Annotated in this window: 2 protein-coding genes and 1 pseudogene; all 3 read right to left on the reverse strand. The window is 43.8% G+C overall.

The features are described from left to right. Positions 1–777, reverse strand: a 777-nt coding sequence (locus F6K53_RS41315) for a glycosyltransferase (RefSeq protein WP_293086143.1), incomplete at its 3' end; no start/stop codon positions are given. Positions 778–913: 136 nt separating this feature from the next. After that, positions 914–1,153: a hypothetical protein gene (locus F6K53_RS41320; protein ID WP_293086146.1), complete on the reverse strand. Its 240-nt coding sequence runs from the start codon at positions 1,151–1,153 to the stop codon at positions 914–916. Positions 1,154–1,171: 18 nt separating this feature from the next. Further along, a pseudogene (locus F6K53_RS41325) lies at positions 1,172–1,570 on the reverse strand (hypothetical protein); the annotation flags it as partial.

The following is a 1,570-nucleotide window of genomic DNA, read 5'->3' on the forward strand; positions in this document are numbered from 1 at the left end:
AACATAAGCCCCTGGACAATCTACAATCTCATAATTAAGCTGCCACATCTTTAAACAGAGATCACCATCAGCTTTATAAAAGACATATCGGTCTTCATCCGCCCAGTCAACTGCTGCTAGGGCTTCTTTTAAGTACATACCATGATTAACAAACAGCTTGCCACCAAGGGTATGTTGTACATAGTACTCTTTATCCTCTGGCCAATTCCGAAAATAGAAAGCTACTCCCCCTATTTTACCGCCAGCTTTTTCCACCTCTTCAAACTTATCCAGCCCTAAATTAACCGCATTTGGTAATAGCAGACAATCATCACTGATCATCAAAATGTATTTTCCTTTAGCGGATTTAAAGCCAAGATTCATAAAATACCCCCAACTACGGCGCTTGAGTGGCTTTCCTTGGAATTCCCCTCGGTTATGTTGGATGATAGTAATAATATCTTTCTGCTGAATTAGCCATTCTAAAGAGCCATCCGTTGACCCCCCGTCAATCACAATGATTTCATAGGGAACGCGAATCTGATTATCTCGAACACTTTGAATCGCTTTTTCCAGTAAAGGTCTACGGTTATAACTCCCAATCACCACTGAGACCATGCACGTTTTATCAGAGCTAATTACCGGTTTAGGGAAAGACTTTAATATCTTCAAATGACTCAATTGTCCTGGATTAGCTAGTCCTGGATTAGCTAGTTGGGAAGGATACTGAGTCAATGAGCTGTGATAAAACTTTTTGACTTGACGAAAAGGCTTAGCCAGAATTCTGATATAGTTCATAATACACTCCTGAACACACCTGTATACAGCCATCACCATTAAGCGATTCAGCTTAACCTGATGTGGCCGTTATAGTGGCACCCTCGGGGATAATGATATCAAAATATCCCATTGTTTATGTTATAATAGTAAACCCCTATGGATAGATAAATCTAAAAATTTTTAGTGCGTAGGGTGCGTAGGGTGCGTTAGGGGCGCGCCTTGTCATCATATTTAAACGTCGTAGCCAGTAGCCCCGTAACGCACCACCGAAGGGCTTGCTCCGCTCGAAAATATTGATAACGGGCAAGATGCCCGTGCGACCCACATCCCCGTTCCAGCGAGATGCCCGTTCCACGGCCAGATAACCGTGCCACCAACATCCCCGTTCCAGCAAGATGCCCGTTCCACCAATCTAGACGCGATCAATTCCCAACCGTTCCGCTGGATAGATAAAAGGAGAACCAGACAAGATTCCATCACAGATAATATCCAAACCCGGATCTGCACCAGGAAGTAATTGCTCTAGGCTAGTAATATTCAGCTTCACGTAAGGATTTTCCGATAGGGGTTCCGTAAATTGTAGGGGAATCATTCGTCTGAAAAAGAAATGGTAAGCGTACATCCTGGCTCGTTTAAGGGAATTAGAATCCAACCGTTCACCTACCGTAAGCAGAAGTGTAGTGATGCTATCGCAATTATTAGAGCCTGTATCGGTGGCTTCATAACTGCCCGCTACGGTGAAGCTCTGGCCGTCAAAAGCATAGCTTTCCCCTTCACAGATTTCTCCTATTACAGTATCTCGGAGAATGGG

The sequence above is a fragment of the Moorena sp. SIO4A1 genome (assembly GCF_010672065.1).
Classification (GTDB): domain Bacteria; phylum Cyanobacteriota; class Cyanobacteriia; order Cyanobacteriales; family Coleofasciculaceae; genus Moorena.